This is a genomic window from Modestobacter marinus (genome assembly GCF_011758655.1).
Taxonomy (GTDB): domain Bacteria; phylum Actinomycetota; class Actinomycetes; order Mycobacteriales; family Geodermatophilaceae; genus Modestobacter; species Modestobacter marinus.
The window spans coordinates 3,123,184-3,148,601 of record NZ_JAAMPA010000001.1; the positions used below are offsets into that span (position 1 = coordinate 3,123,184).

Here is a 25,418-nt window from a genome sequence, read left to right on the forward strand (position 1 = left end):
GCCCGTCGTACCGTCGTCGGCGTGCGCGCATCCACCGACATCCGGCCCACCCAGGGGCGGTTCCGCGTCGTCAGCGAGTTCGAGCCCTCCGGCGACCAGCCCACCGCGATCAAGGCCCTGGCCGAGCGGGTGAACGCCGGCGAGCAGGACACCGTCCTGCTCGGCGCCACCGGCACCGGCAAGTCGGCCACCACCGCCTGGCTGATCGAGCAGGTGCAGCGCCCCACCCTGGTGATGGCGCCGAACAAGACGCTGGCCGCGCAGCTGGCCAACGAGTTCCGGGAGCTGATGCCCGACGCGGCGGTCGAGTACTTCGTCTCCTACTACGACTACTACCAGCCCGAGGCCTACGTCCCGCAGACGGACACCTACATCGAGAAGGACTCCTCGATCAACGAGGAGGTCGAGCGGCTGCGGCACTCCGCGACGAACAGCCTGCTCACCCGGCGCGACGTGGTCGTCGTCTCGACCGTCTCCTGCATCTACGGCCTGGGCACGCCCGAGGAGTACGTCGAGCGGGCACTGAAGATCAAGGTGGGCGAGGAGCGCGACCGCGAGGAGCTGCTCCGCACCCTGGTCACCGAGCAGTACACCCGCAACGACCTCTCCTTCACCCGCGGCACGTTCCGGGTACGCGGCGACACCATCGAGGTGTTCCCGGTCTACGAGGAGCTCGCCTGCCGGATCGAGATGTTCGGCGACGAGGTCGAGCGGCTCTACTACCTGCACCCGTTGACCGGTGAGGTCATCCGCGAGGTCGACGAGCTGTTCGTCTTCCCGGCCACCCACTACGTCGCCGGCCCCGAGCGCATGGAGCGGGCCATCGGGACCATCGAGGCCGAGCTGGAGCAGCGGCTGGCCGAGCTCGACAAGCAGGGCAAGCTGCTGGAGGCCCAGCGGCTGCGCATGCGCACCACCTACGACATCGAGATGATGCGGCAGGTCGGGTTCTGCTCGGGCATCGAGAACTACTCGCGGCACATCGACGGCCGGGCCCCCGGCAGCGCCGGCGCCTGCCTGATCGACTACTTCCCCGACGACTTCCTGCTCGTCATCGACGAGTCGCACGTGACGGTGCCCCAGATCGGCGGCATGTACGAGGGCGACATGAGCCGCAAGCGCACGCTGGTCGAGCACGGTTTCCGGCTGCCCTCGGCGATGGACAACCGCCCGCTGCGCTGGGAGGAGTTCACCGACCGCATCCACCAGACCGTCTACCTGTCGGCGACCCCGGGCAACTACGAGCTCGGCCGGGTCCAGGGTGACGTCGTGGAGCAGGTGATCCGCCCGACCGGCCTGGTCGACCCCGAGGTCGTGGTCAAGCCGACCAAGGGCCAGATCGACGACCTGGTCCACGAGATCCGGCTGCGCACCGAGAAGGACGAGCGGGTCCTGGTCACGACGCTGACCAAGAAGATGTCCGAGGACCTCACCGACTACCTGCTCGAGCTCGGCATCAAGGTGCGCTACCTGCACTCGGAGGTCGACACGCTGCGCCGGGTCGAGCTGCTGCGGGAGCTCCGGCAGGGCGAGTACGACGTGCTTGTCGGCATCAACCTGCTGCGCGAGGGGCTCGACCTGCCCGAGGTGTCGCTGGTCGCGATCCTCGACGCGGACAAGGAGGGCTTCCTCCGCTCGGGCACCTCGCTGATCCAGACCATCGGCCGGGCGGCGCGCAACGTCTCCGGCCAGGTCCACATGTACGCCGACAAGATCACCCCCTCGATGGCCCAGGCGATCGAGGAGACCAACCGGCGGCGCGAGAAGCAGATCGCCTACAACACCGAGCACGGCGTCGACCCGCAGCCGCTGCGCAAGAAGATCGTCGACATCCTCGACGGCATCTACAAGGCCGCGGAGGACACCGAGGACGTCACGGGCGGGGCCACGACCGAGCTGCTCGGCGGCTCGGGGCGCCAGCAGTCGCGCGGCAAGTCGCCGGTGCCGGGGCTGTCGTCGAAGAGCCGGGCCAAGGCCGGGTCGATCGACGTCCAGGGCCTGCCGCGCAACGAGCTCGCCGACATGATCACCTCGATGAACGAGCAGATGCTGGCCGCGGCCCGCGAGCTGCAGTTCGAGGTGGCGGCCCGGCTGCGCGACGAGCTGACCGAGCTGAAGAAGGAGCTGCGGCAGTTCGACGCGGCGCACGCCTGACGCCTCGGCCCCTCCCGTCGCCCGCTCCGGCCGGGACTGCCTCCGGCCGGGACTGCCTCCGGCCGGGACGGGCAGGGGAGGGCACCGGGCGGACGACGGCGCGGGAAGGAAGACGACGGCGCGGGAAAGAACTCGCCGGGGCCGGGAACTCGGCCGGGACGCGAGGCGTTACGTGCTTCGGGTCCGCCCCCGGGGGTAGCTTTCGGCTGCCCTCAGTGGCTGGTCTTGACGTGGAGGGGAGTATCCCGGCACGGCACCGTCGTCAACACGGGGTCCGATGACCCCCGGCGCTGCTGGCCGGCCCGTGATCGGGTCGGTGGGAGAGACCTCCGGTACTGACACCTGCCAGCACCGGAGGAATGTGCATGGACGTCCCCTTGTGGGTCTGGGGCATCACCGTCGCCGCGATCGTCGGGATGCTCGTCTTCGACTTCTTCGGCCACGTGCGCAAGCCGCACGCGCCGACCTTGAAGGAATCCGGCACCTGGTCGGCGATCTACGTCGGCATCGCCATCGTGTTCGGGCTGATCGTGCTCGTGTTCTGGGGCGGCACGTACGCCGGTGAGTACTTCGCCGGCTGGGTCACCGAGAAGAGCCTCTCGGTCGACAACCTGTTCGTCTTCGTGCTGATCATGGCCAGCTTCGCCGTGCCGCGGGAGCTGCAGCAGAAGGTGCTGCTGTTCGGCATCGCCTTCGCGCTCGTGCTGCGGACGGTGTTCATCTTCGTCGGGGCTGCGGCCATCGAGAACTTCAGCTGGATCTTCTACGTCTTCGGCGGGTTCCTGATCTACACCGCCTGGGCGCAGGCCAAGAGCGGTGGGCACGACGAGAACGAGGAGTTCAAGGAGAACTCGGTCCTGCGGCTCACCCGCAAGGTGGTGCCGACGACCGAGGAGTACCACTCCGACCGGCTCACCGCGAAGCTGGACGGCAAGCGCCACATCACCCCGCTGGCCATCGCCCTGATCGCGATCGGCAGCGCGGACATCCTCTTCGCCGTCGACTCCATCCCGGCGATCTTCGGTCTCACCCAGGAGACCTACCTGGTCTTCACCGCCAACGCCTTCGCCCTGCTGGGCCTGCGCCAGCTCTTCTTCCTGCTCGACGGGCTGCTCGACAAGCTGGTCTACCTGGCCTACGGCCTCGCCGTGATCCTCGGCTTCATCGGCGTCAAGCTGGTCATCCACGCGCTGCACGAGAACGAGCTGCCGTTCATCAACGGCGGTGAGCACGTCACCCTGGTGCCGGAGATCCCGACCTGGCTGTCGTTGCTGGTCATCCTGGTGACCCTGCTGGTCACGACCTGGGCGAGCCTGCGGAAGAACAAGAAGGACGCCCAGCGGCGTCAGGAGCGCGGCGCCGGCGAGCCGGCCGCCGACAGCGCAGGGCGGCACATCGGGGCGCCCGGCGACCCGGACGCCGACACGGCCGCCGCGCCGCCGGACCCGCGGGAGGCGCCGGTCGCCCGGCCGGAGTCACGCCGGGACTGAGCCGGAGCCACGCAGGACCGAACGGACAGGGGCCGGGGACGACGCGTCGTCCCCGGCCCCTGGTGTGACCCGCGGCGGACTCCGGGTCGTCGTCCGGTGCACGGGGCAACGAGCACGTACAGTCTCGGCCCGTGGAGCTCCCCGTCTGGTTCGAGATCTCGACGTTCGTGGGGCTCACCGTCCTGCTGCTCGCCGACCTCGCCCTCGTCGTCCGTCGTCCGCACGAGCCCTCCGTCAAGGAGGCGACCGCCTGGGTCGTCTTCTACGTGGGCCTCGCGCTGGCCTTCGGCGGGATCGTGCTGGCGGTGACCAACGGGCAGTTCGCCACCGAGTTCTACGCCGGCTGGCTGACCGAGTACTCGCTGTCGGTCGACAACCTCTTCGTCTTCGTGATCATCATGGCCCGCTTCCGGGTGCCCCGGAAGCTCCAGCAAGAGGTCCTGATGGTCGGGATCATCATCGCGCTGGTCCTCCGCGGTCTCTTCATCCTCGCCGGCGCCGCCGTGATCGAGCGGTTCATCTGGGTCTTCTTCCTCTTCGGCGCCTTCCTCGTCTACACCGCGATCAACCTGGTCCGGCACCGCGACGAGGACGAGGACTACGAGGAGAACGGCCTGATCCGGCGGATGCGCAAGGTCCTGCCGATGACCCAGGACTTCCACGAGAGCAAGATCCGGGTCGTCCAGGACGGCAAGAAGCTGTGGACGCCGATGATCGTGGTGTTCCTGGCGCTGGGCACCACCGACCTGCTGTTCGCGCTGGACAGCATCCCGGCGATCTTCGGGCTGACCCGGGAGCCGTTCATCGTCTTCACTGCGAACATCTTCGCGCTGATGGGCCTGCGGCAGCTGTACTTCCTGCTCGGCGGGCTGCTCAAGCGGCTGGTGTACCTGTCGCTGGGGCTCGCCGTCATCCTGGCCTTCATCGGCGTCAAGCTGATCCTCGAGGCGCTGCACGAGAACCAGTACCCCTTCGCCGGGGAGCGCGAGCCGCTGGAGAGCATCCCGGCCATCCCCACCTGGCTGTCCCTGACGGTGATCCTGGTGGTCCTGCTGGTCGCCACCGTGGCCAGCCTGCTGAAGACGCGTGGCGAGGTGCCCGACGCCGACGGCGCCGCGGTGGACCCCGCCGCCACCGACACCGGGGAGCCCGGGCGGGCCGACGCGCTCACCGAGGACGAGCGGCGCGCCCGCAGCGCCACCGGCGAGGACCAGCACCGCAGCTGAGCCCAGCGGCGGCCCGGCTTCCCGGGCCGCCGCGGCTCGCTCAGCGGGGCGGGATCGTGCCCGGCTCGACGACCTGACCACCGGCCGCGACCAGGACGCCGTCCCGCCACACCTCCCGCACCCGGCCGGCCAGGCCGGTCAGGTCGTCGGCGTCGCCGGCCAGCACCACCAGGTCGGCCCGCTTGCCGGGCTGCAGGCTGCCCAGCTCGCCGTCGACCCCCAGCAGCTCGGCGGCCGACAACGTCGCGGCGTGCCAGGCCTGCGGGGCGGTCATCCCGCAGCCGGCCATCAGGCCGAGCTCGGCGAGGTTGTCGCCGTGCGGGCCCACGCCGCTGTCGGTGCCCATCGCGACCTTCACCCCGGCCTCGACCGCGCGGCGGACGGACTCGTCGTGCACCGACTGCACCGCGCGCGCCTTCTCGATCACGGCGTCGGGGAGGGACGCCCCCGCGGCGACCGAGGCGAGCACCGCCCGCGGCGCGGCCAGCGTGGGCACCAGCCAGGTCCCGTGGGTCAGCATCAGGTCGATCGCCTCGTCGTCGAGGTAGATGCCGTGCTCGATCGAGCGGATGCCGGCCCGGACGGCGGCCTTGATCCCCTCGGCGCCCTGCGCGTGGGCCATCACGTGCACCCCGGCAGCCACCGCCTCCTCGACGAGCACGTCGAGCTCGGCGGGGCGGAAGTGCGGGTGCCGCGGGTCGTCCCGGGCCGACAGGACGCCGCCGCTGGTGGCCACCTTGAGCACGTCCGCGCCGGCGCGCAGCAGTTCGCGGACGGTGCGGCGCATCTCGTCCGCGCCGTCCACGACGGTGCCCGGCCGCCCCGGGTGCGGTCCCATCAGCGGCACCTCGGCGCCGCAGACGTGCCAGCCGTCGCCGTGCCCGCCGGTCTGGGACAGCATGCTGATCGCGATCTGCATCCGCGGTCCGGCGATCAGCCCGTCGCGCACCGCCTGGGCCACCCCCAGGTCGGCACCGCCGGCGTCCCGGACCGACGTGACGCCCACCGCCAGGGTGCGGCGGAGGTTGTGCACCGCCTCGTAGAAGCCGTAGCTGAACGGCGTCTGCAGCAGCCGCAGCATGTCCACGCCGCTGAGCATCACGTGCACGTGGCAGTCGAACAGGCCCGGCAGCACGGTGGCGCCGGTGCAGTCGACGACCTCGTCGCCGTCCAACCCCGGGCCGACCTCGAGGACCCGGCCGTCCTCCACGAGGACGTCGGCGATGGCTGCGGGGCCGCCCGTGCCGTCGAACACCTGACCACCGGCGAACACCTGTCGTGTCATCCGCGTCACACTAGCCATCCGTCGGCGGGCCGCCGGACCGTGCGGCCGAGGGGAGGGCCGGGCCGGCTCGTGGTTGGCTGCCGGTCATGAGCCCCCCGACCGACGCCGGTCGCATCGCCGGTCTGGTCGGGACGCTCTTCGGCCTCGCCGGCATGGGCAGTGCCGCGGTCGCGGTCACGCTGCCCGCCATCGCCGCCGACCTCGGGTTGACCACCGGCGGTGTCTCCTGGGTCATCAGCCTCTACGCGCTGATGCTGGCCGTGGCGACCGCCGTGTACGGCCGGGTCGCCGACCTGGCCGGCATCCGGCTGCCGCTGGTCGTCGGCGTTGCCCTGATGACCGCCGGGGCGGTGCTCGGCGGCCTGGCCCCCAGCTACCCGGTCCTGCTGGGCGCACGCGTCCTCCAGGGCCTGGGCGCGGCGGCGGTCCCGGTGCTCGGCATGGCGATCGTGAGCGCGCGGTACGAGGGAGCGGTGCGCACCGCCGCGCTGGGCAAGGTCGCCGGCACCGCGGCGGCGGTCAGCGCGCTGGGGCCGCTGGTCGGTGGGCTGGTCGCCGACGTCGCCAGCTGGCGGGCGGTCGTGGTGCTGCCGGCCCTCGGGCTGCTGCTGGTGCCGGTGCTGTGGCGCGCCGTCCCCGCCGTGGGCACCGGTGCCCGGCTGGACGTGCTCGGCGCGGTCCTGGTCGCCGGCACCGCCGCCGGCCTGGTGCTGCTCGTGCAGTCCCCGGCCTCCGGGGTGGTGATCGCCGCCGTCGGTGCCGCGCTGCTGGGGCTGGGCATCCCGGCGGTCGCCGCGCAGGTGCGCCGCCGGCCGGAGGGCTTCCTGCCCACGGCGGTCCTCCGGGAGCCGGTGGTGGTCCGCAGCGCGCTGGCCGCCTCCGCCGTCCCGGCCGCCTGGTTCGCGCTGCTGATCGCCGTCCCCGCCGTGCTGGCGGGCGAGGGGTGGACGCCGCTGCACATCGGCCTGGCCCTGGTGCCCAGCGCGGTCACCGGCTTCCTCGCCCCGCGGCTGGCCGGCCCGCTGCTGGCCCGGCTCGGCCCCGCCCGGTCGCTGGCCATCTCCGGGGTCACCGCGACCGTCGCGCTGCTGGTCGCCGCTCTCGGCGCCACCGCTGGTTCGGCCCCCGGCCTGGTGACGGCGGTGGTCCTGGTGACGGTGGCCTTCGGGCTGGGCCAGCCGGCCCTGATGGCCGCGGTCGGCGGCGCCGTCCCCTCCGAGGTGCGCGGCGTCGCGCTCGGCATCGCCACCCTCGTCTTCCTGGTCGGCGGCGGGGTGGGGTCGGCGGTGGTCGGCGGTGCGGGCGAGGTGCTCGGGCTGGACCGCAGCCTGCTGCTGCTCGCCCTGCTGCCGCTGATCGGTGCGCTGGGTCTCGTCCGCGGCATCCGGGCGGAACGGCGCGACCCCGGGGCCCTCACCCCTTAGCAGGGCTCATCATCTGCGCCGCGGTGCGTGGGCTAGCGTGCCCGGCATGCGGCCGACCGACCTCTCCCTGCTGCGCGTCCCCGGTGTGCCGACGGTGTCCCCGGACGGAGCGACCGCCGTCGTCGCCGTCAGCCGGCTGGACCTGGACGCCGACGAGTACCGCAGCCAGCTGTGGACCGTCCCGACCGACGGCTCGGCGCCGGCCCGCCCGCTCACCCACGGCCACCACGACTCGGCCCCCGTCTTCTCCCCGGACGGTCGCTGGCTGGCCTACCTGTCGGCCGAGCCGAAGGGCAAGCCGCAGCTGCACGTGCTGGCCGTCGACGGCGGCACGGCCCGGCGGCTGACCGACCACCACCTCGGCGCCGGCACACCGGTCTGGTCACCGGACTCTCGCCGGCTGGCCTACACCGCCCGGGTGCCCGAGCAGGGGCGGTACGGCACCGACGAGGACGTGTCGCCGGGTGCGGAGCCCCCGCGGCTGATCACCACGCTGAAGTACCGGGCCGACGACCTCGGCTTCACCAACGACCGCCGGAGCCACGTCTTCGTCGTCGACCTGCCGGACGACGCCGCGGACACCGCCGAGGAGCGGCCCACGCCGTTCCAGGTCACCGGCGGCGACGTCGACGACACCGACGTCGCCTGGCGTCCGGACGGCGCCGAGCTCGCGTTCGTCTCCGCGCGGCACGAGGGCGCCGACACCGACCTGGTCTCCGACGTCTACGTCGTCCGGCCCGACGGCGGCGGCCTGCGTCGGGTCACCGACTCCCGGGCGACGTGCGCTCACCCGGCCTACGACCCGGACGACCCGGCCGGCAGCACGATCTACCTCTCCGCCATCCCCGACCTGGGTCCGACCGGCCGGGACTTCGTCGGCCGCAACACCACGCTGGCGCAGGTCAGCGCCGCCGGCGGCCCGGTGGTGCCGCTGCTGGACCCGGAGGAGCACGACCGCGGCGACGAGACGCCGGCGACGGTGGTGGCCGGCGGCGCGGCCCACATCGGCATCCAGCGGCGCGGCGCGGTCGAGCTGCTGCGGGTGCCGCTCGACGGCGGCGAGCCGGAGACGCTGGTCGACGGGTCCTACACGGTGCGCGGGTTCGCCGTCGGCGGCGGCGTCGTGGTCGCCACCGTCGCGCACGACCGCTCCGCGGGCGAGCTGATCGCGGTCACCCCCGGACGGCGCCGGCTGATCACCGGCTTCGGTGCGCCGCTGCAGGCCACCGGCCGGCTGCACCGGATGCGGGAGACCACGGCGACCGCACCGGACGGCTACCCGGTGCACGGCTGGGTGACCACGCCGCCCGGGCCGGGGCCGCACCCGGTGCTGCTGACCGTGCACGGCGGGCCGTTCAGCCAGTACGGCTGGACGCTGTTCGACGAGACCCAGGCCTACGTCGAGGCCGGCTACGCGGTGCTGATGTGCAACCCCCGCGGGTCGTCGGGCTACGGCCAGGCGCACGGCCGGGTGATCAAGGAGCACATGGGCGAGCTGGACGCCGACGACGTGCTGGCCTTCCTCGACGCGGCCCTGGCCGACCCGGGGCTGGACGCCACCCGGGTCGGGCTGATGGGCGGCTCGTACGGCGGGTTCATGACCACGCTGCTGCTCGGCCGCACCGACCGGTTCGTCGCCGGCATCAGCGAGCGGGGGTTCAACGACCCGGTGAGCTTCGTCGGCTCCTCCGACATCGGGTTCTTCTTCCCCGACGAGTACGTGGGCACCGACCCCGAGCGCGTCGCCGCGCAGTCGCCGATGGCCTCGGCGCACCGGATCACCACGCCGACGATGGTGATCCACTCGGAGGAGGACTGGCGCTGCCCGCTGGAGCAGGGCACCCGGCTCTACGTCGAGCTCAAGCGCCGCGGCGTCCCCACCGAGCTGCTGCTCTTCCCGGGAGAGGGGCACGAGCTGTCCCGGTCCGGGCGCCCGAAGCACCGCCAGGCCCGGCTGGAGCACGTGCTGCGCTGGTGGGGGCGCTGGCTGCCCACCTCGCGGAACAGCTCGGCGGTGGCCCAGTTGCCGGCCGGTGCGGCGGCGAGCGGGTCGGCCGTGGGGGAGCCGCTGACCGTCGAGGCGACCCGGCTGTCGTGACGACGCCGGACCTGCGCGCCGCGGCCCCGGAGCTGGCCGCGACCGCGCTGCGGACGGTGCAGGAGGAGTTCCCCAACGTCCTGCGGGTGCACTACCGGCACGCCGGCCAGGCGCCGTACCGGCCGCGGGACAGGCACCCCGCCTTCTACGGGAGCTACGACTGGCACTCGTCGGTGGAGATGCACTGGGTCCTGCTCCGGTTGCTGCGCATCGCCCCGGACGTCGTCCCGGCCGAGGAGGTCCGCACGGTGTTCGCCGCGCACTGGACGCCGGCGGCGATCAGCGCCGAGGTCGCGTACTTCGCCGGTTCGCCGGGGGACGAGCGCCCGTACGGCTGGGCGTGGGCGCTCACCCTGGCCGAGGAGGCGGCGTCCTGGGCGGCCGAGCCCGACGCGTCCGAGGAGGTGCGGGGCTGGTCGGCCACGCTGCAGCCCCTGGCCGACCACTTCCTCGGCGCACTCCGGCGATGGCTCCCGTCGGCGACCTACCCGGTGCGGTCCGGGCTGCACCCGTGCAGCGCCTTCGGGCTGCTGATGTCGCTGCCCGCAGCCCGGCGGGCGGGGGACGACGGCGTGCTGGTCGACGCCGCGATGCGCTGGTACGCCGACGACGCCGACGCCCCGGTGCGCTGGGAACCGTCCGGCTCGGACTTCCTCTCGCCGTCACTGGTGGAGGCGGTGCTGATGACCGAGGTGCTGCCCGAGCCCGGCCCGTGGCTCGACCGCTTCCTGCCCGGGCTGGCCGCCGGGCCGCTGTTCCACCCCGCGGTGGTCAGCGACGCCGGTGACGGCCAGACCGCCCACCTGCACGGGCTCAACCTCAGCCGCGCCTGGTGCCTGCGCCGGCTGGCCGCGGTGCTGCCGGACGGCGACGTCCGCCGTCCGCTGCTGGTCGACTCCGCCGCCGAGCACGCCGCGGCCGCGCTGCCGCACGTCACCGGCAGCGACTACATGGTCGAGCACTGGCTGGCCGCGTACGCGCTGCTGTTCCACGACCTCGCGTACTGAGCACCGCGGGTCGCCGCGCCCGCCGGGTCACCCGGCAGGCGGGTGCTCCGCGAGGCAGAACAGGTTCCCCTCCGGGTCGGCGAGGGTCGACCACTGCACCCAGGGGACCTCGTCGAGCACGTCCCACCGGTGCACCGCGCCGAGCGTGACGGCGCGCTCGACGGCAGCGGCGCGCGACCCCCACGGCACGGTCAGGTCGAGGTGCTGCACCGGCTCGAGCGGACGGTCACCGGTGCGCGTCCGGAAGGACATCGCGAAGCCGTCGGGCTCCCGGGCCGAGACGAAGACGTAGCCGTCGTGCTCGCCGGCGACCGCACCCCCGAGCAGGTCGGCCCAGAACGCGGCCAGGGCGGGCGGGTCGTCGGCCTGCACGTTGACGGCACCCAGCGTGATCCCTGTCCCTGAGGTCATGCGCGTGAGGGTAGGTCGGCCGGGTGCCGGTCCGGCGTCACCCCGCAGGCCGAACCGATCGGTCGGTCCCGCTGGTCCAGCACCGACCGCACGGACAGCCGGACGACGAGGTCGCTCCCGCCCCGCCGGGTGACGGAGGGCGCGGCGACGACCCACCTGCGGGGGCGCGGCCGCGGCCCTGACCTGGGCCTTGCCAGCCGTCCTAGGCTGCGCCATGGACGTCGTCGAGGTCACCCCGTCTCCCGAGCAGTACGCCTTCACCTTCGGCGGCGTCGCGCCGCTGATGCGGGTGCGGCCCGGGACGGCGCTGCGGCTGTGGTCCGACGACGCGTTCGGCGGCAGGCTGCGGTCGGTGCACGACCTGTCCTGCGAGAAGGTCGACCTGCGTTTCGTGAACCCGCAGACCGGCCCCTTCTTCGTCGAGGGCGCCGAACCCGGCGACACCCTGGCCCTGCACCTGGTGGCGCTGGAGCCCGCCCGGGACTGGGGCGCGTCGGCCGCGATCCCGTTCTTCGGCGGCCTCACCAGCACCGACCGGGTGGCCACCCTGCAGGACCCGCTGCCGGACACCACCTGGATCTACGAGCTCGACCGGGCCCGCAACACGGTGACCTTCGTGGCCGGCTCGAGCGACTTCTCGGTCGACCTGCCGGTGGAGCCGATGCTCGGCACGGTGGGCGTCGCGCCGCCCGGGGGAGAGGCGCGCAGCTCGCTGGTGCCCGACCGGTTCGGCGGCAACATGGACACCCCGCAGATGCGGGCCGGGACCACCTGCTTCCTCCCGGTGTTCGTCGAGGGCGCGCTGTTCTCCGTCGGGGACGGGCACTACCGGCAGGGCGAGGGCGAGGCCTGCGGCACCGCCGTCGAGGGCGCCATGACGACGACGCTGATCGTCGAGCTGGTCAAGGGCGGGGCGTCGTCCGCCACCCCGGCGTGGCCCCGGCTGGAGGACGACAGCCACTGGATGACCGTCGGCTCGTCGCGCCCGCTGGAGGACGCGTGGCGGATCGGTCAGGTGGAGCTCGTGCGCTGGTTCGGCGAGCTCTACGGCCTGGCCGCGATGGACGCCTACCAGCTGCTCTCGCAGATCACCGAGGTCCCCATCGCCAACGTCGTCGACGCGAACTACAGCGCCGTCGTGAAGGCGCGCAAGTCACTGCTGCCCAGGGCCTCGGCCTTCGGCGGCCTGCACGACGACCTGCGCGCCCGCGCAGCGACCCTCCGCTAGATCGGACCGATCATGGACCTGCAGCTGGCCGGCTCCCGCGTGCTCGTCACCGGTGGCACGCGTGGCATCGGGCGCGCGACCGTCGAGGCGTTCGCCGACGAGGGGGCGGCCGTCGAGTTCTGCGCGCGCGATGCCGGCGAGATCGAGTCGACCGAGAAGGCGCTCGCCGGTCGCGGCCCGGGTGTGCGCGGCGTGCAGCTCGACGTCCGGGACGGTGCGGCGCTGGCCGGGTGGGTGGCGGCGGCGGCCGGGCGGCTGGGCGGTCTGGACGCCGTCGTGGCCAACGTCAGCGCGCTCGCCATCCCGGACACCGAGGAGAACTGGTACACCTCCTTCGAGGTCGACCTCATGCACACCGTGCGCCTGGTGCAGGCCGCCCTGCCGCACCTGGAGGCCAGCGCCCACGGGTCCGTCGTCGCGGTCTCCAGCGTCTCGGGGCGGGAGGCCGACTTCGCCTCCGGCCCGTACGGGACGATGAAGACGGCCATCGTCGGGTACGTCTCCGGGTTGGCCCTCCAGCTGGCCGGCCGGGTGCGGGCCAACGTCGTCTCCCCGGGGAACACGTACTTCGCCGGCGGCGTCTGGCAGCAGATCGAGCAGGGCGACGCGGAGCTCTTCAGCACCGCGCTGGGCCTGAACCCGACCGGGCAGATGGGCACGCCGGAGGAGTCGGCCCGGGCGGTCGTCTTCCTGAGCAGCCCGGTCGCCAGCCGGATCTCCGGCACCAACCTGGTCGTGGACGGCGCGCTGACCCGCGGGATCCAGCTCTGACCCGCGGCATCAGGCCCCGGTCAGCACGCCGGGTCGGCGGCCGAGCCGTGCTCACCAGCCGCGGGCGCGCCACTCCGGCAGGTTCGGTCGCTCCGCGCCGATCGTCGTGTCCGCGCCGTGGCCCGGGTAGACCCAGGTGTCGTCGGGCAGCTCGCCGAACAGCCGGCTCTCCACGTCGTCGACCAGGCTGGTGAACCGGGCCGCGTCGGACCGGGTGTTGCCGACGCCGCCGGGGAACAGGCTGTCGCCGGTGAAGACGTGGGTGCCGGCGCCCGCGGGGCCGCGCCACACCAGCGCGATGCTGCCGGGGGTGTGCCCGCGCAGGTGCACGACCTCCAGCAGCTGGTCACCGACCGGGACGGTGTCCCCGTGCTGCACCGGGCGGGTCACCGGCACCGGCAGGTCGGCCGCGTCGGCCGGGTGGGCGACGGTGTCCGCGCCGGTCGCCCGCACCACCTCCGGGAGCGCGCGGTGGTGGTCCCAGTGCCCGTGCGTGGTCACCACCGTGCGGACGTCGGCGTCGCCGATGAGCTCGAGCAGCGCCGCCGGCTCGGCGGCCGCGTCGACGAGCAGCGACTCCCCGGTGGCGGTGCTGGTGAGCAGGTAGACGTTGTTCGCCATCTCGCTCACGGCCAGCTTGCGGATCGTCAGCCCCGGGAGCTCACGGACGTCGGCGGGGCCACCGACCTGCACGTCCCCGGTGTACGCCTGGCCGGTCATCCCGCTCCCGTCTGAGACTGTCGGTGCCGCCGTCTAGGTTCGTCGGCATGGACGCTAGTGCAGGTTCCGGGCCCTCCGGTGTGCCGGTCGGGGTGGGGTCCGGGGAGGGGATGCTCGACGGGGTCGTCGGTCTGCCGGCGACCGAGCTGGCCGCCGGGGTCCGCGCGGGTGAGCTCTCCGCGGTCGACGTCGTCCGGGCCCATCTGCGGCACCTGGCCGCCGTCGAGGCGCGGGTCGGGGCCTTCCGGGTGGTCCGCACCGAGGCAGCACTGGCCGAGGCCGCCGCGGTCGACGCCCACCCCGACCGGTCCCGGCTGCCCCTGGCCGGTGTCCCGATCGCGGTGAAGGACAACGTCGCGGTGGCCGGCGAGGTGGTCACCGACGGGTCACGGGCCCACCTGCCGGCGCCGGCGGCCGCCGACCACCCGGTGGTCGCCCGGCTGCGGGCGGCGGGTGCGGTCGTCGTCGGCATCACCCGGGTGCCGGAGCTCTGCCTCTACAGCGCCACCGACGGCGCGGGCACGGTCACCCGCAACCCCTGGGACACCGCACGCTCGGCCGCCGGCTCCTCCGGTGGCAGCGCTGCCGCGGTGGCCGCCGGCGTCGTCCCGCTGGCCCAGGGCAACGACGGCATGGGCTCCCTCCGTCTGCCCGCCGCCGCGTGCGGGCTGGTCACGCTCAAGCCCGGCTCCGGCGTGGTCCCGGCCCAGATCGGTGCGGACAGCTGGTCCGGCATGGCCGAGAACGGCGTGCTGGCCACCACCGTCGCCGACCTGGCCGTCGGCTTCGCGGTGCTGGCCGGCACCGAGCCGGCCACGCCGGCAGCGCCGGTCGGCCCGCTGCGGGTCGCGGTGTCGACCCGGTCGCCCGTGCCCGGCGTCCGGCTGGACGCCGCCGGCCGTGCGGCGCTGGACGTCGTGATCGCCGAGCTGCGGGCGGCCGGGCACGTGGTGGTCGAGAAGGAACCGGTGATCACCCCGGCCGCGGCGCTGGGCACCATCACCCGGTGGCTGGCCGGCGCCGACTCCGACGCCGAGGCCCTCGGGCTCGACCGGCAGGCGCTCGAGCCGCGCAGCCGCACCCACGCCCGGCTGGGCCGCTGGGTGCGCCGGGCCGGCCTGGTCCGGCCGCAGACGGCGGCGGCGTTCCGGGCCCGGATGGCCGGCTACTTCGCAGACGTCGACGTGCTGCTCAGCCCGGTCGTCTCCGGCCCGCCGCTGCCCGCCCGGCCGTGGCACGAGCGGGGTTTCCTGGCCAACATCACGGCCAACGCCCGCTGGGCGCCGTGGACGTCGGCGTGGAACGTCGCCGGCCTGCCCGCGCTCGTGCTGCCGGCCGGCCCCGGCCGGGAGGGGCTCCCCAGCTCGGTCCAGTTCGTCGGCCCGGCCGGTGCCGAGACGCGGCTACTCTGGCTGGCCGGGGAGCTGGAGGGCCGGCTGCCCTGGCGCCGGCACGCGCCGGTCTTCGACCCGGCCGGAGGAGTCGGCGAACCCGCCGGCTGACCGGCCAGGGTCGCCCGGTCCGCGGTGGGGGAGACCCAGCCGACACCCGGTCCGGGAAGCCCGTCCGACGGGCCACCGTTCCACCGGGTGATGCACCGCACCGGCCCCCAGCTCGGCCCCGCACCACTGGTCTCCGCCGCCCCGCGACCGGACCAGCACCGAACCACTGCGAATGACAGGGATCACATGGACCGGCTCGTCGTCCGCGGCGCCCGAGAGCACAACCTCAAGGACGTCCACCTCGACCTGCCCCGCGACGCGATGATCGTGTTCACGGGGCTCTCCGGCTCGGGCAAGTCCAGCCTGGCCTTCGACACGATCTTCGCCGAGGGCCAGCGCCGGTACGTCGAGTCGCTGTCGGCCTACGCCCGCCAGTTCCTCGGCCAGATGGACAAGCCGGACGTCGACTTCATCGAGGGCCTGTCGCCGGCGGTGTCGATCGACCAGAAGTCGACCAACCGCAACCCGCGGTCGACGGTCGGCACGATCACCGAGGTCTACGACTACCTGCGGCTGCTCTACGCCCGCGCCGGCCAGCCGCACTGTCCCAACTGCGGCAAGCCGATCTCCCGGCAGACCCCGCAGCAGATCGTCGACCAGGTGCTCGCGATGGAGGAGGGCACCCGGTTCCAGGTCCTCGCCCCGGTCGTGCGGGCGCGCAAGGGCGAGTACGTCGACCTGTTCAGCTCGCTGCAGACCCAGGGCTTCTCCCGGGTGCGGGTCGACGGCACCATCCACCCGCTGACCGAGCCGCCGACGCTCAAGAAGCAGGAGAAGCACACGATCGAGGTGATCGTCGACCGGCTGACGGTCAAGGAGAACGCCAAGCGGCGGCTGACCGACTCGGTCGAGACGGCCCTCGGCCTCGCCGGCGGCCTCGTGGTGCTCGACTTCGTCGACCTCCCCGAGGACGACCCGCACCGCGAGCGGACCTTCTCCGAGCACCTCGCCTGCATCGACGACGGGCTCTCCTTCGAGGCGCTCGAGCCCCGGTCGTTCTCGTTCAACTCGCCCTTCGGCGCCTGCCCCGAGTGCACGGGCATCGGCACCCGCAAGGAGGTCGACCCCGACCTCGTGGTCCCCGACCCGGGCAAGAGCCTCGGTGAGGGAGCGATCGCCCCCTGGGCGGGCTCGATGAGCAACGAGTACTTCCAGCGCCTGCTCGGCGGGCTCGCCGACATGATCGGCTTCTCCATGAACACGCCCTGGGAGGAGCTGCCGGCGAAGGTGCAGAAGGCGGTGCTGCACGGTTCCCCGGACCAGGTGCACGTCCGCTACAAGAACCGCTACGGCCGCGAGCGCAGCTACTACGCCGCCTTCGAGGGCGTGCTGCCCTTCCTCGAGCGCCGCCACGAGGACACCGACAGCGAGTTCATGAAGGACAAGTACGAGGGCTACATGCGGGACGTGCCCTGCCCCGTCTGTCACGGCACCCGGCTCAAGCCGGAGATCCTCGCCGTCAAGATGATGGGCCGGTCGATCGCCGAGGTCACCGGACTGTCCATCGGCGAGGCGTCGGAGTGGCTCAACGCCCTCGAGCTCGGCGAGCGCGAGCGGGCCATCGCCGACCGGGTGCTCCGCGAGATCCAGGCCCGGCTGTCCTTCCTCGTCGACGTCGGCCTCGACTACCTGTCCCTCGACCGGCCGGCCGCCACCCTGGCCGGTGGTGAGGCGCAGCGGATCCGGCTGGCCACCCAGATCGGCTCCGGGCTGGTCGGCGTCCTCTACGTGCTCGACGAGCCCTCGATCGGGCTGCACCAGCGCGACAACGTGCGGCTGATCGAGACGCTCGTGCGGCTGCGCGACATGGGCAACACGCTGATCGTCGTCGAGCACGACGAGGACACCATCAAGCAGGCCGACTGGATCGTCGACATCGGCCCTGGTGCCGGTGAGCACGGCGGCGAGGTCGTCGTCAGCGGCACGCTCGACGAGCTGCTGGCCAGCGAGCGTTCGGTCACCGGGGCGTACCTCTCCGGCCGCCGGGAGATCACCGTCCCGGCCATTCGCCGGGAACGGACGGCAGGGCGCGAGCTGGTCGTGAAGGGCGCCCGGGAGAACACCCTGCGTGGCATCGACGTGGCGTTCCCGCTGGGCATGCTGGTCGCCGTCACCGGTGTCTCCGGCTCGGGCAAGTCCAGCCTGGTCAACGACATCCTCTACACGACCCTGGCCAACGAGCTGAACCGCGCACGGATGGTGCCCGGCCGGCACCGCACCATCACCGGCCTGGACCAGCTGGACAAGGTCGTCGGCGTCGACCAGTCGCCGATCGGCCGCACCCCGCGGTCCAACCCGGCCACCTACACCGGGGTCTGGGACCACGTCCGCAAGCTCTTCGCCAGCACCTCGGAGGCGAAGGTCCGCGGCTACCAGCCGGGCCGGTTCTCCTTCAACGTCAAGGGCGGGCGCTGCGAGGCGTGCTCCGGTGACGGCACGCTGAAGATCGAGATGAACTTCCTGCCCGACGTCTACGTGCCCTGCGAGGTCTGCAAGGGGGCCCGGTTCAACCGGGAGACTCTCGAGGTGCACTACAAGGGCAAGACGGTCGCCGAGGTGCTCAACATGCCGATCGAGGAGGCCGCGGACTTCTTCGCGGCCATCCCGGCGATCGCCCGGTACATGCGCACCCTCACCGACGTCGGGCTGGGCTACGTCCGGCTCGGGCAGCCGGCCACCACGCTGTCCGGTGGTGAGGCGCAGCGGGTCAAGCTCGCCAGCGAGCTGCAGAAGCGCTCCAACGGCCGCACGATCTACGTCCTCGACGAGCCCACGACCGGGCTGCACTTCGAGGACATCAACAAGCTGCTGCAGGTGATCCAGGGGCTGGTCGACAAGGGCAACTCGGTCATCGTCATCGAGCACAACCTCGACGTGATCAAGAGCGCCGACTGGCTCATCGACATGGGCCCCGAGGGCGGGTTCCGCGGCGGGCAGGTCGTCGCCGAGGGGACGCCGGAGCTCGTCGCCACGGTGCCGGAGAGCCACACCGGCCGGTTCCTCGCCGGGATCCTCGACCCGGAGGCCATCGCGGCGGCGGCCGCCGGTGCGAAGAAGAAGACCCGGAAGAAGGCCAGCTGACCGGTGCACGGGGCGGCTCCGGCCGCCCCGTGCGCTCCCGACCGAGAGGACCATCCGTGACGACGACGTCCGGCGACCTGCCCGTGCTCCCGCGCCCCGACGGGGTGGCCGTCCCCTACCGGCGCTGGCTGCCCGCCGGCGAGGTCCGCGCGACCCTGCAGGTGGTCCACGGGGCCTCCGAGCACTCCGGTCGCTACGAGCGGCTGGCCGGCGCGCTCACCGAGCGGGGCCTGGCCGTCTACGCCATGGACCTGCGCGGGCACGGCCGCACCGCCGAGGCCACCGGCGCCGGCCGGTTCGGGCCGGCCGGAGCCGACGGTCTCCTCGATGACGTCGAGGCCCTGCACCGGCTCGCCGCCGAGGAGCACCCGGGCCTGCCCCGGGTGCTGCTGGGCCACTCGATGGGCTCGATCGTCGCCCTGGCCAGCGCGGAGCGGGACGGCGCCGGGCTCACCGGGCTGGTGCTGTCGGGTCCGATCGGGGTCTCGCCGCAGCTGGCCGAGACGGTGGCCGCGCTGGACGGTGTGGTGGCCGCCGGGCTGGGGGACCAGCCGCTGGACGCGCTCGGTGCCTTCAACGAGCCGTTCGAACCCGCCCGCACCCCCTACGACTGGCTGTCCCGTGACCCGGCCGAGGTCGATGCCTACCTGGCCGACCCGCTCGCCGGCGACCAGGTGCCGCTGACCCACGGCTACGCGGCCGGGGTCTTCGGCATGTCGGTCCGCGCCGCCAGCCCCGAGGGGGTCGCCGGGCTGCCCGGGTCACTGCCCGTGCTGCTGCTGTCCGGGCAGCACGACCCGGTCGGGGGCCAGGACGCCGGTCAGGTCACCGCGCTGGCCGAGCTGCTCCGGGCCCGCGGCCTGCCGGTCGACCAGCGTGTGTACCCGGAGGCGCGGCACGAGGTCTTCAACGAGACCAACCGGGACGAGGTCGTCGCCGACCTGCTCGGCTGGCTGGACGACCGCCTGGCCGGCTGAGCCCGCCGGGCCGTCTCCGAGGGCGGCCCGGCTCAGCGCGGACTGTCCCGGACGTCCAGCAGGCGCGCGCCGACCGGCTCCGGCAGTCGGCCCGCCCCCACGGCTCCGACCACGTCGGTCACCGCGGCCTCGGCGGCCTCCGGGCCGGCGACCACCCAGGTCGCCCAGCGGTCGGTGCCGTCGGCGCTGGACAGCTGCACCAGCCACGGGTGCGTGCGCTCCTGTCGTGCCGTCCGCAGCACCCGCCTGGCCCACAGCAGCGCGCCCCCGGCGGCCGGCCCACCGGCGGTCACCGCGAGCGCGTTGCGGACCGCCAGCGTCTCGTCCCGGAGCGGGTCCTCGCTCGCGCCGGGTGCCCACGGGCCCTGCCAGCGCGCCGAGCGGCCCAGCACCCAGCTGGCCCGGGGCAGCTCGGAGGCACGTCGGCCGCGGCACCGCGGGGCAGCAGCAACCGGCCGACCGCCCCGCCGTCCGGCGGCGTGGCGGGCGACGGCAGCACCCCCGCGCGGTGACAGCTGACCCGCCAGTGCCCGCCCCAGCGGTCGGCCACCAGCACGCCGTCCCGCTCGCTGCTCGTCGTCCCGCGCATGCCCACCCCGTCCGTCCTCGGTCGCTGACCCGGCCACCCTGACAGCTCCAGCCGGGGTCGGGCCGCGTCGTCCACAGGCGGGGCGGTGGGCGGCCTGACGGGCCCGTCGCAGGTCAGCGGGCCGGTGGGGGACGTGCGCCGCGGTGGGGGTGTGGCGGCCGACGGACTGTCGGTGTGCCGACCTAACCTGGACGGCATGCCCGACCCGTCCACGTACCGACCGGCGGTCGGCAGCATCCCGGAGAGCCCCGGGGTCTACAAGTTCCGTGACCCGGCCGGCCGGGTCATCTACGTCGGCAAGGCCAAGAGCCTCCGGCAGCGGCTGAACAGCTACTTCGCCGACGTCTGGGGCCTGCACCCGCGCACGCGGCAGATGGTCACCACCGCAGCCAGCGTCGAGTGGACCGTCGTCGGCACCGAGGTCGAGGCCCTCCAGCTCGAGTACAACTGGATCAAGGAGTTCGACCCCCGGTTCAACGTCCGGTACCGGGACGACAAGAGCTACCCCAGCCTCGCCGTGACGCTGAACGAGGAGTTCCCGCGGCTGCAGGTCATGCGCGGCCCCAAGCGCAAGGGGGTCCGGTACTTCGGCCCCTACGCGCACGCCTGGGCGATCCGCGAGACGGTCGACACGCTCACCCGCGTCTTCCCGGCCCGTACCTGCTCCAACGGCGTCTTCAAGCGCGCCGCCCAGATCGGCCGGCCGTGCCTGCTCGGCTACATCGGCAAGTGCGCGGCCCCCTGCGTCGGCCGGGTCAGCGCCGAGGAGCACCGGGAGATCGTCGACGACTTCTGCGACTTCATGGGCGGCCGCACCGAGCAGATGATCCGCCGGCTCGAGCGGCAGATGACCGAGGCCGCCGAGGAGATGAACTACGAGCGGGCCGCCCGGCTGCGCGACGACCTCGGCGCGCTGCGCCGGGCCCTGGAGAAGCAGGCCGTCGTGCTCGGGGACGGCACCGACGCCGACGTCGTCGCCTTCGCCCAGGACGAGCTGGAGGCCGCGGTCCAGGTGTTCCACGTCCGCGGCGGCCGGGTGCGCGGGCAGCGCGGCTGGATCATCGACAAGGTCGAGGACGTCACCACCGGCCAGCTGGTCGAGCAGTTCCTGCTGCAGGTCTACGGCGGGGTCGACGAGGAGACCGGCGTCGGTGAGGTGGGGGAGTCCGTGCCCCGCGAGGTGCTCGTGCCCGAGCTGCCCGACGACGCCGAGGTCTACGCCGAGCTGCTCACCGAGCTGCGCGGCTCCCGGGTGTCGCTGCGGGTGCCGCAGCGCGGCGACAAGCGCAGCCTGATGGAGACCGTCGAGCGCAACGCCAAGGAGTCCTTCGCCCGGCACCGGGTGAAGCGGGCCAGCGACCTCACCGCCCGCTCGTTGGCGCTGTCGGAGATCCAGGAGGCCCTCGACCTGCCCGACGCGCCGCTGCGGATCGAGTGCATCGACATCTCCCACGTGCAGGGCACCAACGTGGTCGCCAGCATGGTCGTCTTCGAGGACGGCATGGCCAAGAAGGCCGACTACCGGCGCTTCTCCGTGGCCCAGGGCACCGACGACACCGCGGCGATGGCCGAGGTCGTGCGGCGCCGGTTCGCCCGGCACCTCAAGGAGGAGCAGGACCGCAAGGACGAGCAGGGCGTCGCCGCGGAGGAGGGCCGGCCGCGCCGGTTCGCCTACCCGCCGAACCTGCTGGTCGTCGACGGCGGCGCCCCGCAGGTGGCCGCGGCCAGCCGCTCGCTGGCCGAGCTGGGCATCGTCGACGTCGCCGTCTGCGGCCTGGCCAAGCGGATGGAGGAGGTCTGGCTGCCCGACGACCCCGACCCGGTCATCCTGCCGCGCACCTCCGAGGCCCTCTACCTGCTGCAGCGGGTCCGCGACGAGGCGCACCGGTTCGCCATCACCTACCACCGGCAGAAGCGATCCAGCACCATGTTGGTCTCGCTCCTGGACGACGTCCCGGGGCTCGGCGACACCCGGCGGAAGGCGCTGATGAAGCAGTTCGGATCCCTCAAGCGGCTGCGTGCGGCCTCGGTGGAGGAGCTCACGGCGGTGCCCGGCATCGGCCGGCGCACGGCCGAGGCGGTGCTCGCCGCCGTCGCCGAGCCGGTGGCCGCCGGGGCGTCGCCCGACGCGGTCGCCGAGGACGCCGTCGAGCTGGAGCCGCCGGCCGCCGCGGCGCCGGTGCGCGGGCCGGACGCCGGCGGGACCGCCGAGATCGGCCGGGTCCACCCCGCCGCCGGGCAGCCGGCATGACCGCCGGTCAGGCGGCTGCGGCCGGTCCGCAGAGCGACGTCCCGCCGGCGGCCGACGGGTCGAGCACCGAGCTCGCCCCGCTGGACGTCGTGGTCGTGACGGGGCTGTCCGGCGCGGGCAAGAACAGCGCCGGCCGCGTGCTGGAGGACCTCGGCTTCTTCGTGGTCGACAACCTGCCCCCGGCCCTGCTCCAGCCGATGGTCGAGTTGGGCGCCCGCGGCGACCTGCGCAGGTTCGCCGCCGTCGTCGACGTGCGCAGCCGGGCCTTCTCCAGCGACCTGCAGGAGTCCATCCGGCAGCTCGCCGACGCCGGGCACCGCCCGCGCGTCGTGTACGTGCACGCCCGCAACGAGGTGCTGATCCGGCGCTACGAGTCGGTGCGGCGCGAGCACCCCCTGCAGGGCAGCGGCCGGCTGATCGACGGCATCGACACCGAGCGGGAGCTGCTCACCGGCATCGCCGGTGACGCCGACCTGTGGATCGACACCAGCGACCTCAACGTGCACCAGCTGCGCGCCACCCTCGAGGCGTCGTTCGTGCCGGACGGCGAGCTCCCCGAGGTGGTCGCGACCGTGCTGAGCTTCGGCTTCAAGTACGGCCTGCCGCTGGACGCCGACCTCGTCGTCGACGCCCGGTTCCTGCCCAACCCGCACTGGGTCCCGGAGCTCCGTCCGATGACCGGCCGGGACCCCGAGGTGCGCGACTACGTGCTCGCCCAGGACGACGCCGGGGCCTTCCTCGACCGGTACAGCGAGGTGCTCCGGCTGCTGCTGCCCGGCTACCGGCGCGAGGGCAAGCGCTACCTGACCCTGGCCGTGGGGTGCACCGGCGGGAAGCACCGCAGCGTCGCCATCGCCGAGGAGTTCGCCCGCCGGCTCAACGCCGAGGGAGTCCCGGCGACCGCCCGCCACCGCGACCTGGGGCGCGAGTAGTGGAGACCCCCGGCCTGCGGGTCGTCGCCCTCGGCGGCGGCCACGGGCTGGCCGCCGCCCTGGCCGCCTGGCGACGGCTCACCGCGGAGCTGACCGCGGTGGTCACCGTCGCCGACGACGGCGGCTCCTCGGGGCTGATCCGCCGCGAGATGCCGGTGCTGCCCCCCGGCGACCTGCGGATGGCGCTGGCCGCACTGGCCGGGGAGTCCCCGCGCACCCAGCAGATGGCCGACCTGCTCCAGCACCGCTTCGGTGGCAGCGGGGTGCTCGCCGGTCACCCGGTCGGCAACCTGATGCTGACCGGCCTGACCGAGATGCACGGCGGCGACGCCGTGCGGGCCCTCGGCGTCCTCGAGGAGCTGCTCGGGACGCAGGGCCGGGTGCTGCCGATGGCCGAGGTGCCGCTGGACCTGGTGGCCACGGTGGCCAGCGTCGACCCGGACGACCCGCAGGAGACCCGGCGGATCCGGGGCCAGGTGGCGATCGCGTCCACCCCCGGGCACGTCGAGGACATCCGGGTCTCCCCGGCCGACCCCCCGGTCCCCCCGGAGGTGCTGACGGCGATCGCGGAGGCCGACGTGGTCAGCCTCGGGCCGGGGTCCTGGTACACCTCCGTGCTGCCGCACCTGCTGGTCCCGCGGCTGCGGACGGCACTGGCGGAGACCACGGCGCGGGTGGTCGTGGTGCTCAACCTGGAGCCGCAGGCGGGCGAGACCGACGGCTTCTCGCCCGAGGAGCACCTGCGCGTCCTGCTGGCCCATCTCGGGGGCGTGTCGCTGCACACGGTGATCGCGGACACCGCTGCGGTTGTTGACCGGCGTGGTCTGCTGTCTGCTGTGCAGGCATGTGGTGCAGAACTGGTGCTCGCACCGGTGGCTGCACCCGACGGGACACCACAGCACGACCCCTCCCGGCTCGCCGCCGCGCTGGCCTCCGTGGTCGGCGCGCGGTGACCGGGAGGGCAGTGGCCGGACACGGGGACGACCGTGACACCGGCCGGCACACAGGGGGAAGGGAACACCGCTGATGGCGATGACGGCGATGGTGAAGGACGAGCTCTCCCGCGTGGAGTGCACGAGGACATCCGAGCGCAAGGCCGAGGTGACGGCCCTCCTGCGCTTCTCCGGGGGTCTGCACATCGTGGGTGGCCGGGTGGTCATCGAGGCCGAGTTGGACACCGGTTCGGTGGCCCGGCGACTCCGCCGGGACATCAGCGAGGTGTACGGCTACACCAGCGGCGTGAGCGTGCTGGCCGGCGGCAACATCCGCCGGGGGGTGCGCTACCTGGTCCGGATCGCCAAGCACGGCGAGGGCCTGGCCCGGCAGACCGGGCTGGTCGACCAGCGGGGCCGGCCGGTCCGGGGCCTGCCGCCGTCGGTGGTCTCCGGCGGGATCGGTGACGCCGAGGCGGCGTGGCGCGGTGCCTTCCTGGCGCACGGGTCGCTGACCGAGCCGGGGCGCTCGTCGTCCCTGGAGGTCACCTGCCCCGGGCCCGAGGCGGCGATGGCGCTGGTCGGTGCCGCCCGCCGGCTGGGCATCGCGGCCAAGGCCCGTGAGGTGCGCGGCACCGACCGGGTGGTCGTGCGGGACGGCGACGCGATCGGCGCGCTGCTGACCCGGATGGGCGCCCACGACGCCGTCCTGGCCTGGGAGGAGCGGCGGATGCGCCGCGAGGTCCGCGCCACGGCCAACCGGCTGGCCAACTTCGACGACGCCAACCTGCGCCGCTCGGCGCGGGCGGCGGTCGCGGCGAGCGCCCGGGTCGAGCGGGCCCTGGAGATCCTGGCCGACGAGGCGCCCGAGCACCTGCTCGTCGCCGGGCGGCTGCGGCTGGAGTTCGGTCAGGCGTCGCTGGAGGAGCTCGGTCAGCGCGCCGACCCGCCGATGACCAAGGACGCCGTTGCCGGGCGCATACGGCGTCTCCTGGCGATGGCGGACAAGCGGGCCAAGGACCTCGGCATCCCGGACACCGAGTCCGTGGTCACCGACGACATGCTGGCCCAGTAGCCCGGCCGACCCTCCGCAGCCGGCCGGCCACGGGGTCCGGGCCGTTGCCGGCGGCCGGGGCGCAGGGCCGGACCCCGTCGTCCCCGGTGACGGCGGGTGGACGGGTGGCCCAACGGCCGCCGAACTGCCGGTGGCGAGCGCGCTGAGAGGCCGTGGAGACGTCCGCGACGTCTTCCGGAGCAGCGGGAACGGCCCGGACGCGCGGTCGGGCGCCGGTCCGCGGGCCGATAGGCTGTCCCCGGAATGTGGTCGTGCGCACGCACGG

At 73.7% G+C, this 25,418-nt stretch carries 19 protein-coding genes; 15 read left to right on the top strand and 4 right to left on the bottom strand.

Annotated elements, in window-relative coordinates:
• Nucleotides 1-21 precede the first annotated feature (21 nt).
• The 3 genes from uvrB (at nucleotide 22) to FB380_RS14695 (ending at nucleotide 4,870) form a co-directional block, all read left to right on the top strand.
• Complete coding sequence (gene uvrB / locus FB380_RS14685) at nucleotides 22-2,154, top strand: excinuclease ABC subunit UvrB (protein WP_166755678.1); 2,133 nt, start codon at nucleotides 22-24, stop codon at nucleotides 2,152-2,154.
• A gap of 365 nt (nucleotides 2,155-2,519) precedes the next feature.
• On the top strand, nucleotides 2,520-3,644 hold the full coding sequence (locus tag FB380_RS14690; protein ID WP_166755679.1) for a TerC family protein: 1,125 nt from the start codon (nucleotides 2,520-2,522) through the stop codon (nucleotides 3,642-3,644).
• Nucleotides 3,645-3,775: 131 nt separating this feature from the next.
• On the top strand, nucleotides 3,776-4,870 hold the full coding sequence (locus tag FB380_RS14695; RefSeq protein WP_166755680.1) for a TerC family protein: 1,095 nt from the start codon (nucleotides 3,776-3,778) through the stop codon (nucleotides 4,868-4,870).
• 40 nt (nucleotides 4,871-4,910) lie between these two features.
• On the opposite strand, the gene FB380_RS14700 is transcribed toward FB380_RS14695, so the two are convergent.
• On the bottom strand, nucleotides 4,911-6,155 hold the full coding sequence (locus tag FB380_RS14700; protein ID WP_166755681.1) for a metal-dependent hydrolase family protein: 1,245 nt from the start codon (nucleotides 6,153-6,155) through the stop codon (nucleotides 4,911-4,913).
• Between the two features lie 86 nt (nucleotides 6,156-6,241).
• On the opposite strand from FB380_RS14700, the gene FB380_RS14705 reads away from it, so the two are divergent.
• Genes FB380_RS14705 through FB380_RS14715 form a run of 3 tightly spaced genes read left to right on the top strand, consistent with a single transcriptional unit; the run spans nucleotide 6,242 to nucleotide 10,684 of the window.
• A complete protein-coding gene (locus FB380_RS14705) occupies nucleotides 6,242-7,579 on the top strand; it encodes an MFS transporter (RefSeq protein ID WP_166755682.1) in 1,338 nt (445 codons plus the stop codon).
• A gap of 46 nt (nucleotides 7,580-7,625) precedes the next feature.
• Nucleotides 7,626-9,677 carry a S9 family peptidase gene (locus tag FB380_RS14710; RefSeq protein ID WP_166755683.1) on the top strand — a complete coding sequence of 684 codons (2,052 nt, stop codon included), beginning with the start codon at nucleotides 7,626-7,628 and terminating at the stop codon, nucleotides 9,675-9,677.
• Complete coding sequence (locus FB380_RS14715) at nucleotides 9,674-10,684, top strand: DUF2891 domain-containing protein (protein ID WP_166755684.1); 1,011 nt, start codon at nucleotides 9,674-9,676, stop codon at nucleotides 10,682-10,684. The genes FB380_RS14710 and FB380_RS14715 overlap by 4 nt, the downstream gene beginning before the upstream one ends.
• Before the next feature lie 27 nt (nucleotides 10,685-10,711).
• On the opposite strand, the gene FB380_RS14720 is transcribed toward FB380_RS14715, so the two are convergent.
• Nucleotides 10,712-11,095, bottom strand: coding sequence for a VOC family protein (locus FB380_RS14720; protein ID WP_166755685.1), 384 nt, complete (start codon nucleotides 11,093-11,095; stop codon nucleotides 10,712-10,714).
• Nucleotides 11,096-11,309: 214 nt separating this feature from the next.
• Here FB380_RS14720 and FB380_RS14725 point away from each other — a divergent pair, with 214 nt between their 5' ends.
• On the top strand, nucleotides 11,310-12,323 hold the full coding sequence (locus FB380_RS14725) for an acetamidase/formamidase family protein (RefSeq protein WP_166755686.1): 1,014 nt from the start codon (nucleotides 11,310-11,312) through the stop codon (nucleotides 12,321-12,323).
• Nucleotides 12,324-12,335: 12 nt separating this feature from the next.
• On the top strand, nucleotides 12,336-13,094 hold the full coding sequence (locus FB380_RS14730) for an SDR family NAD(P)-dependent oxidoreductase (protein ID WP_166755687.1): 759 nt from the start codon (nucleotides 12,336-12,338) through the stop codon (nucleotides 13,092-13,094).
• 51 nt (nucleotides 13,095-13,145) lie between these two features.
• Here the strand turns inward: FB380_RS14730 and FB380_RS14735 are convergent, their stop codons facing one another.
• On the bottom strand, nucleotides 13,146-13,814 hold the full coding sequence (locus FB380_RS14735) for an MBL fold metallo-hydrolase (protein WP_166755688.1): 669 nt from the start codon (nucleotides 13,812-13,814) through the stop codon (nucleotides 13,146-13,148).
• Nucleotides 13,815-13,861: 47 nt separating this feature from the next.
• Between FB380_RS14735 and FB380_RS14740 the strand changes: the two genes are divergently transcribed.
• From FB380_RS14740 to FB380_RS14750, 3 genes are all read left to right on the top strand, one after another.
• On the top strand, nucleotides 13,862-15,316 hold the full coding sequence (locus tag FB380_RS14740; protein WP_229681893.1) for an amidase: 1,455 nt from the start codon (nucleotides 13,862-13,864) through the stop codon (nucleotides 15,314-15,316).
• Between the two features lie 186 nt (nucleotides 15,317-15,502).
• Nucleotides 15,503-18,397: an excinuclease ABC subunit UvrA gene (gene uvrA / locus FB380_RS14745; protein WP_166755689.1), complete on the top strand. Its 2,895-nt coding sequence runs from the start codon at nucleotides 15,503-15,505 to the stop codon at nucleotides 18,395-18,397.
• 56 nt (nucleotides 18,398-18,453) lie between these two features.
• Nucleotides 18,454-19,374: an alpha/beta fold hydrolase gene (locus FB380_RS14750; protein ID WP_166755690.1), complete on the top strand. Its 921-nt coding sequence runs from the start codon at nucleotides 18,454-18,456 to the stop codon at nucleotides 19,372-19,374.
• A 32-nt stretch (nucleotides 19,375-19,406) separates the two neighbouring features.
• On the opposite strand, the gene FB380_RS14755 is transcribed toward FB380_RS14750, so the two are convergent.
• A complete protein-coding gene (locus tag FB380_RS14755) occupies nucleotides 19,407-19,766 on the bottom strand; it encodes a hypothetical protein (protein WP_166755691.1) in 360 nt (119 codons plus the stop codon).
• A gap of 393 nt (nucleotides 19,767-20,159) precedes the next feature.
• Between FB380_RS14755 and uvrC the strand changes: the two genes are divergently transcribed.
• From uvrC to whiA, 4 genes are all read left to right on the top strand, one after another.
• Complete coding sequence (gene uvrC / locus FB380_RS14760; protein ID WP_166755692.1) at nucleotides 20,160-22,214, top strand: excinuclease ABC subunit UvrC; 2,055 nt, start codon at nucleotides 20,160-20,162, stop codon at nucleotides 22,212-22,214.
• Complete coding sequence (rapZ, locus tag FB380_RS14765) at nucleotides 22,211-23,146, top strand: RNase adapter RapZ (RefSeq protein ID WP_166755693.1); 936 nt, start codon at nucleotides 22,211-22,213, stop codon at nucleotides 23,144-23,146. Before uvrC ends, rapZ begins: the two co-directional genes overlap by 4 nt.
• Nucleotides 23,146-24,099, top strand: coding sequence for a gluconeogenesis factor YvcK family protein (locus FB380_RS14770; RefSeq protein WP_166755694.1), 954 nt, complete (start codon nucleotides 23,146-23,148; stop codon nucleotides 24,097-24,099). Before rapZ ends, FB380_RS14770 begins: the two co-directional genes overlap by 1 nt.
• A 73-nt stretch (nucleotides 24,100-24,172) precedes the next feature.
• Entirely contained in the window at nucleotides 24,173-25,153 is a 981-nt protein-coding gene (whiA, locus tag FB380_RS14775) for a DNA-binding protein WhiA (protein ID WP_166755695.1), read from the top strand.
• Nucleotides 25,154-25,418: the final 265 nt, after the last annotated feature.

What these genes read in the sequence shown, in the direction of transcription:
- FB380_RS14690 (WP_166755679.1), top strand. Translation starts at nt 2,520, where the DNA reads ATGGACGTCCCCTTGTGGGTCTGGGGCATCACCGTCGCCGCGATCGTC.
- FB380_RS14700 (WP_166755681.1), bottom strand. Translation starts at nt 6,155, where the DNA reads ATGACACGACAGGTGTTCGCCGGTGGTCAGGTGTTCGACGGCACGGGC.
- FB380_RS14705 (WP_166755682.1), top strand. Translation starts at nt 6,242, where the DNA reads ATGAGCCCCCCGACCGACGCCGGTCGCATCGCCGGTCTGGTCGGGACG.
- FB380_RS14710 (WP_166755683.1), top strand. Translation starts at nt 7,626, where the DNA reads ATGCGGCCGACCGACCTCTCCCTGCTGCGCGTCCCCGGTGTGCCGACG.
- FB380_RS14720 (WP_166755685.1), bottom strand. Translation starts at nt 11,095, where the DNA reads ATGACCTCAGGGACAGGGATCACGCTGGGTGCCGTCAACGTGCAGGCC.
- FB380_RS14725 (WP_166755686.1), top strand. Translation starts at nt 11,310, where the DNA reads ATGGACGTCGTCGAGGTCACCCCGTCTCCCGAGCAGTACGCCTTCACC.
- FB380_RS14730 (WP_166755687.1), top strand. Translation starts at nt 12,336, where the DNA reads ATGGACCTGCAGCTGGCCGGCTCCCGCGTGCTCGTCACCGGTGGCACG.
- FB380_RS14735 (WP_166755688.1), bottom strand. Translation starts at nt 13,814, where the DNA reads ATGACCGGCCAGGCGTACACCGGGGACGTGCAGGTCGGTGGCCCCGCC.
- FB380_RS14740 (WP_229681893.1), top strand. Translation starts at nt 13,862, where the DNA reads ATGGACGCTAGTGCAGGTTCCGGGCCCTCCGGTGTGCCGGTCGGGGTG.
- uvrA (WP_166755689.1), top strand. Translation starts at nt 15,503, where the DNA reads ATGGACCGGCTCGTCGTCCGCGGCGCCCGAGAGCACAACCTCAAGGAC.
- uvrC (WP_166755692.1), top strand. Translation starts at nt 20,160, where the DNA reads ATGCCCGACCCGTCCACGTACCGACCGGCGGTCGGCAGCATCCCGGAG.
- rapZ (WP_166755693.1), top strand. Translation starts at nt 22,211, where the DNA reads ATGACCGCCGGTCAGGCGGCTGCGGCCGGTCCGCAGAGCGACGTCCCG.
- whiA (WP_166755695.1), top strand. Translation starts at nt 24,173, where the DNA reads ATGGCGATGACGGCGATGGTGAAGGACGAGCTCTCCCGCGTGGAGTGC.